This window comes from Bacillus sp. BK450 (genome assembly GCF_004364885.1).
Classification (GTDB): domain Bacteria; phylum Bacillota; class Bacilli; order Bacillales; family Bacillaceae; genus Bacillus; species Bacillus safensis.
The window spans coordinates 49047-55314 of the sequence record NZ_SOBQ01000008.1 but is presented as its reverse complement, the minus strand read 5'-3'; the positions used below and the strand labels follow the sequence as shown (position 1 = coordinate 55314).

Here is a 6268-nt window from a genome sequence, read left to right as displayed (position 1 = left end):
CACACCCGTTCCCATACCGAACACGGAAGTTAAGCTCTTCAGCGCCGATGGTAGTTGGGGGTTTCCCCCTGTGAGAGTAGGACGCCGCCAAGCTTCTATAAAGATCAGTTCCAGTCGGAACTGGTCTTTTTTGTTTTTTAAGAAAAGGAACAAACACTCGATCTGACATGGATACATATACTAAACTACCATCTAAAACATTCTTAATTTTGTATACAATTGAAAGCGCTAGGGCATACTGAAGCTATAAGTGGAGGTGTCACAATGAGCAAAAAAGAGCGAGAAGCGATTTGTTTGATTTGTGAAGAGAAAAAAACAAAGGGAATTTATTTATATCATCAGTTTTTGTGCCGAGAATGTGAGAGAAAGTTAATTTCTACATCGACCTCGGATCCTAGCTATGCCGATTATGTTAGAAAGCTAAAAAATCTTCATACGCCGCCTTTGTATTCATAGACCATTAGATGGTCTTTTTTTATGAGCTATGGAGGATTGGGCCTGTTTTTTGGAACTTAGTTTGGACATCATCCGTAATTAATAATAAGATAAACAGAGAGCCTGATTATTCATAGGAGTCGATGAACATGAAATCAATCTTTTATACATTTATATGGGCCATCCTCTCTACTTTTTTTTCGCTTGTGATTTTAACCGTCAGTATTGGGGTTTTCCATCATCATGTTGGATTATCGATACTGTATGCGATGATGGGGTGGGGCGTGATGTTTGCAGGGAGCAGATGGGTTGCTTTCCAGTTGTTTTTAAAGAAACACGGACTGTCTCGTAGTGATTATGTATATATCAAACAGCATTTAAAAGAAGCAGGACAAAAGCTCGTACGTTTAAAGAAGGCTTTATTTGCTGTGAAGAACGTACAGACGATCAAACATAATTATGAAATTCTCCGACTTGCACGACGAATCTATACGATTACAAAAAAAGAGCCGACCCGGTTTTATGATGCACAACGTTTTTATTTTGAAAGCTTGGATTCTGTCGTTGAACTAACTGAAAAATATGCACTATTGTATAACCAGCCTGATCGCAGTCATGAGCTGGAAATGACACTAAGCCAAACTCGAGTGACGCTGACAGAACTGCAAAAGCAATTGACGAATGATTTGCAGCAAGTATTAGGAAGAGACATAGAAGCCCTTCATATTGAGCTTGAAGTGGCAGATAAAATGATAAAGAAATAATGAAAGGAGTCAAACGTAATGAAACCAGAAGATCACATCCCAACAGCACCTGCTTCCACTACAGATCTTCAGTTTCAGGTGTTTGATACCTTATCTGATGAGGAGAAACAAGTAGCCATACAGCGTGCTGAGCAGATCCCTGACAATCCGCAAAAGCTGCTTTTCTTTGGTACACGTGTTCAGGAACGATTATTGGAACAATCACAACAAATGATGAAATATGTTGAGAAAAAAGATATCGATCAAATAGGAGACGTGCTTGAGGCCTTTTTGCACCAGCTGCATGTAGTAGAACCGGAGGACTTACTGCCAAAGAAGCAGGGCTTTTTTTCGAAGTTATTTCGGCGGGAGAAGCGTTCTACTCAGGAAATCATATCGCGTTTTCAACATGCAAAATCACAGATCGAGAGATTATCAGCAAGGCTTCGTTACGCAAAAGGCGGATTAATTTCGGATCATATGTTATTAGAGCGTTTATTTGAAGAAAATCAAACTTTTTTCCAAGAGATGACGCTGCAGGTTGCAGCAGTTGAAGCGAAAATGACCACTTTAGAGAAGCAGATCATATCAGAACCGGAGCAGATTGGTAATCGGACTATAGAGGAGCAATTGATGAGTCAGGAAGTCAATGCAGAAGAATATATGGAGAGGTTGAAAGAACGGAAATATGATTTGCTGCTAAGCCGGCAAATTGCGTTGCAATGTAATGCCCAAATTCGAATGATCCAGCATACGAATCATACATTGGCCAATCACATTCAATCAACAGTTTCTGCATCTATTCCTCTATGGATCAACCAAATGTCGATTGCATTAACGCATATTCAACAGCGTGCCAATTCAGCTCTTGAGAATCGAATCCAAAAAACATATGAAAAGGTATCAAAGCAGCAGGGGGAGCTTCTTGAAGAGGCAGCTTTTGCACCTATAGATACGTTGAAAAAGGTTCAACGCCAATTAGCTGAAACCCTACAGGAAACGTTACAGGTAAAAGAGCATGGAAGCCAAGAGCGAGCCCAATTGAAAAACAGCATGTATGAGGCAGAACAGCAGCTGGCGAATCACCAGCCAATAAAGGAATGAGAATCCATCTTTCGGTTCCCTTGTATGAACGTTATAATAGACATAAGATATCGTTAAAGTGAAAAGGGTCGATTTGTTTGAAAACACCTTTATATACAGCATTAGCACAACATGCGGAAAAGAAACCTTATTCTTTCCATGTTCCAGGACATCACAATGGAGATGTCTTTTTTGATGAGGCACGGACTTATTATGACTCAATTCTTCAGCTGGATGTAACAGAACTTGAAGGATTAGATGATCTCCATCATCCAACTGGTGTGATTCAAGAGGCTGAACATTTATTGGCAAAGCTATATGGTTCAGATCAAAGCTTTTTTCTTGTGAATGGGACAACTGTCGGAAATTTAGCGATGGTGATGGCAGCCTGTCGTGCGGGAGATGAGATTTTCGTCCAGCGAAATTGTCATAAGTCTGTTTACCATGCAATTGAGCTTGCAGGAGCAACGCCTATTATGGTAGAAGCTGAGATAGATCAACACCTGCATGTTCCAACACATGTGACGGATGAAACAGTCAAAAAAGCCATTGCCAAACATCCTAATTGCCGGGCGATCGTTTTGACTTATCCAAACTACTACGGACATGCAGCTGATTTATCAAAGCTGATTGATATGTGCCACGAAGCAGGCATGATCGTTTTAGTTGATGAGGCACATGGTGCACATTTTGTATTAGGCGGCGCTTTTCCTCCATCTGCTCTTTCCTATGGAGCTGACGTGGTGGTACAATCAGCACATAAAACCCTTCCGGCCATGACGATGGGATCCTACCTTCATCTACAGGGGGAGCGAATGGATGCAAAACGTTTGAAAACATTCCTCGCGATGCTTCAAAGCAGTTCTCCATCCTATCCAATTATGGCCTCATTAGATGTGGCAAGAGCTTATGTCGAGGAGATCAAGAAAAAAGAGATCTTGGATGGAATCATGAAAGGGCTGGCAGAGCTGAAAAATGAGTTCAACCGTATACCTCAACTTGAAGTGGTCGAGTCTGAATTGCTTTCTAACGATCCATTAAAATGTGTGATTCGTTCAACAAAAGGGCTGACTGGCTATGAACTAAAACGAGTACTTGAATCAGTGGAGGTTCACCCAGAGCTTGCCGACGAACATCAGGTTTTACTTGTCTTTGGTTTAGAACAGAAGAAGGATATACCTTTTAAACGAATAGAGCAGGCCCTTAATCAAAGCAATTCATTGCTCAAAGGAAAAGATCATTTCCTAAGAGAGGCGCTGGCTGATGACAACGAGGAGCATAGACAGGATATAGAAGCCGTCCCATTTGAACATGCAGCAGGACGGGTTAGTGCAGAATCGGTGATTCCATATCCACCGGGTATTCCTTTGATCGTTAAGGGAGAGCGTATTGAAATCGATCAGATTGCGGCTTTAAGCCGTTTGCTTGGACATCAGGTTCATGTTCAAGCCAGTCAGGTGATTCATCAGAGAAAATTATATGTTTATATAGAAGAGGAGACACTATGAGCGGTATGTTTATTACGTTTGAAGGGCCAGAGGGTGCCGGAAAAACGACAGTGATTCGAAAAGTGTATGAAGAAATGGAACGCCAAGGATATGCAGTGATGGCGACACGTGAGCCTGGCGGCATTGACATTGCAGAGCAGATTCGTGAAGTCATTTTAAATGAAAAAAACACAAAAATGGATGCGAAAACAGAAGCTTTGCTGTATGCAGCCGCAAGAAGGCAGCATTTGGCTGAGAAGGTAGAACCGGCATTACAGCGCGGGCAGACAGTTTTATGTGATCGTTTTGTTGATAGCTCCCTTGCTTATCAAGGCTATGCGAGAGGGCTTGGGATTGAAGAAGTAAAGTCAATTAACGACTTTGCTATCAATGGCACGATGCCGCAAATGACCATTTATTTTTCAATTACACCTGAGGAAGGGCTAAAGCGAATTAATGCCAATCAGGGGAGAGAAAAGAATCGATTAGACATGGAGACGCTGAATTTCCATCAGCTTGTCAGAGAAGGCTATGAACTGCTTATTGCTCAATCGCCAGAACGATTTCGTGTAGTGGATGCGTCTCAGCCGATGCAGGCTGTCTATGAAGAAGTCCTTCAATTGATTCAGGACACATTAAAGCAAAATCAAATATGACCTAATTCCCAATCGTTGTTATAATATAGAGGAAGACATCGGCATGTCATCTGTGCCTAAAATAAAGGAGGCCAATCAAATGAAATTAATTGTTGCCGTTGTACAGGACCAAGATAGCAGCAAGTTGTTGAAAATATTGACTGAACATCATTTCGGCGTGACAAAATTAGCTTCAACTGGTGGGTTTTTAAAGTCTGGGAATACGACTTTTATTATTGGTTGTGATGATGTCCGAGTGGATAAAGCATTACAGCTTATAAAAGAAAATTGCCGTAAACGTGATCAAATGATCGCGCCTGTATCCCCAATGGGTGGAAATGCAGATTCATACGTACCATACCCTGTTGAGGTTGAAGTTGGCGGAGCTACTGTTTTTATTCTGCCAGTTGAACAATTTCATCAATTTTAAGGATGGGTTGCTGTGAAAATTAATCAAGATATGCGGCTGCGTCTAGAAAAGCGTGAACTTCAAGCATTGAAAGGAAACCAAACATCTGCTTCCTTTAAAGCTTCGATGGAGACGCAAAGCGGCAAACTGCGCTTAGAACAGCTGACGGTCATGCTCAGTGATATCGAAGTGTTCGGTAAAAAGCTCGCAAAGTCACGAAACCTAAAGGATTTGGCTAGGTTTAAAGGACTGGTGAAGCGCTTTGTGAAAGAGACAGTCGATAATGGTTTAAATATAGAAACATCAAGGAGCTTTGACATTTATGGCAACACACGTACACTTGCTTTGGTCAAAGCCTTAGATGAAAAGCTGATTGAATTAACCGAGGAAATGATGGATCAAGAGAAACCATCTATTGATTTGCTTGAACGTATTGGAGAAATAAAAGGTTTATTGATTAACCTTTACACATAGAGAGTGATAACATGGCAATTAGCTGGGATGACATGAATGATTTGCAGCCGCGCGTCATGCGGCTGATTTTTAATAGTATTGATAAAGACCGACTTGCGCATGCCTACTTATTTGAAGGAAAAAAAGGAACCGGAAAACTGGATGCAGCGATGCTTTTGGCTAAGAGCTTTTTTTGTTTGGAATCAGGAGTGAAACCATGTGAATCCTGTCAAAACTGCAAAAGGATTGCATCAGGAAACCATCCCGATTTACATCTTGTGCAGCCAGATGGCCAATCAATTAAGAAGGCGCAAGTGCAGGCATTGCAAGAGGAATTTACAAAAGCAGGTGTAGAATCTCACCGGAAAATGTATATTATTCTTCATGCGGACAAAATGACGGTCAATGCCGCGAACAGTTTATTGAAGTTCCTAGAGGAGCCTAATCGGGAAACGATGGCGGTTTTAATCACTGAGCAATCGCATAAAATGCTGGATACGATTATTTCAAGATGTCAGATGCTCAGCTTTCAGCCGCTGCAGCCACAATCCTTAGAGCAGCAGCTTTTACAAGAAGGCGTATCTCAGCATCTCGCAAGGCTTTTGTCGAATTTAACCAATAATTTAGCAGAAGCACTCGAATTAAGTCGAAATGATCAGTTTGCAGAGTCTAGAGCGAAAGTGATAAAATTGTATGAAGTCTTACACCAGCGAAAAGAACATGCATTTTTTTATATACAGGATCAATGGATGCCTTTTTTCAAAGAGAAAGACCTTCAAGAAACAGGTCTGGATATGCTTTTATTTATATATCGTGATGTATTGTCGATTCAAATAGGAAATGAAGATAAAGTCATTTATCAAGACTTATTCCAGACAATGAAGCAGCATGCGCTGCATTCCACACAGCAGATGGTGACCAGCCAGATCCTTGCTGTATTAGAAGCGAAAAAGAGACTTCAATCCAACGTGAATGCCCAAGGGCTGATGGAGCAATTGGTGTTGATGTTGCAGGAGGGATAAG

At 41.3% G+C, this 6268-nt stretch carries 8 protein-coding genes and 1 rRNA gene; all 9 read left to right on the top strand.

The annotated features are described in order from the left end of the window. Window positions 1–93, top strand: a 5S ribosomal RNA gene (gene rrf / locus EV579_RS18330); the annotation flags it as partial. 171 nt (window positions 94–264) lie between these two features. Then, window positions 265–456, top strand: a complete 192-nt coding sequence (locus EV579_RS18325) for a sigma factor G inhibitor Gin (RefSeq protein WP_024425620.1) — start codon at window positions 265–267, stop codon at window positions 454–456. Between the two features lie 128 nt (window positions 457–584). Next, window positions 585–1199, top strand: coding sequence for a 5-bromo-4-chloroindolyl phosphate hydrolysis family protein (locus tag EV579_RS18320; RefSeq protein WP_024425621.1), 615 nt, complete (start codon window positions 585–587; stop codon window positions 1197–1199). Between the two features lie 18 nt (window positions 1200–1217). After that, entirely contained in the window at window positions 1218–2282 is a 1065-nt protein-coding gene (locus tag EV579_RS18315) for a toxic anion resistance protein (RefSeq protein ID WP_133744997.1), read from the top strand. A 77-nt stretch (window positions 2283–2359) separates the two neighbouring features. Then, window positions 2360–3769: an aminotransferase class I/II-fold pyridoxal phosphate-dependent enzyme gene (locus EV579_RS18310; protein ID WP_133744996.1), complete on the top strand. Its 1410-nt coding sequence runs from the start codon at window positions 2360–2362 to the stop codon at window positions 3767–3769. After that, the gene (gene tmk, locus EV579_RS18305) at window positions 3766–4404 is read left to right on the top strand and encodes a dTMP kinase (RefSeq protein ID WP_025093510.1); all 639 of its coding nucleotides are present in this window, start codon (window positions 3766–3768) and stop codon (window positions 4402–4404) included. Before EV579_RS18310 ends, tmk begins: the two co-directional genes overlap by 4 nt. Before the next feature lie 79 nt (window positions 4405–4483). Then, on the top strand, window positions 4484–4813 hold the full coding sequence (locus EV579_RS18300) for a cyclic-di-AMP receptor (RefSeq protein ID WP_024425625.1): 330 nt from the start codon (window positions 4484–4486) through the stop codon (window positions 4811–4813). A 12-nt stretch (window positions 4814–4825) separates the two neighbouring features. Further along, window positions 4826–5266 (top strand): YaaR family protein, encoded by a 441-nt coding sequence (locus EV579_RS18295; RefSeq protein ID WP_039175878.1) that lies wholly within the window; start codon window positions 4826–4828, stop codon window positions 5264–5266. Window positions 5267–5277: 11 nt separating this feature from the next. Continuing rightward, complete coding sequence (gene holB, locus EV579_RS18290; RefSeq protein WP_024425627.1) at window positions 5278–6267, top strand: DNA polymerase III subunit delta'; 990 nt, start codon at window positions 5278–5280, stop codon at window positions 6265–6267. The last annotated feature ends 1 nt before the right edge of the window (window position 6268 follow it).

What these genes read in the sequence shown, in the direction of transcription:
- EV579_RS18325 (WP_024425620.1), top strand. Translation starts at nt 265, where the DNA reads ATGAGCAAAAAAGAGCGAGAAGCGATTTGTTTGATTTGTGAAGAGAAA.
- EV579_RS18320 (WP_024425621.1), top strand. Translation starts at nt 585, where the DNA reads ATGAAATCAATCTTTTATACATTTATATGGGCCATCCTCTCTACTTTT.
- EV579_RS18315 (WP_133744997.1), top strand. Translation starts at nt 1,218, where the DNA reads ATGAAACCAGAAGATCACATCCCAACAGCACCTGCTTCCACTACAGAT.
- tmk (WP_025093510.1), top strand. Translation starts at nt 3,766, where the DNA reads ATGAGCGGTATGTTTATTACGTTTGAAGGGCCAGAGGGTGCCGGAAAA.
- EV579_RS18300 (WP_024425625.1), top strand. Translation starts at nt 4,484, where the DNA reads ATGAAATTAATTGTTGCCGTTGTACAGGACCAAGATAGCAGCAAGTTG.
- holB (WP_024425627.1), top strand. Translation starts at nt 5,278, where the DNA reads ATGGCAATTAGCTGGGATGACATGAATGATTTGCAGCCGCGCGTCATG.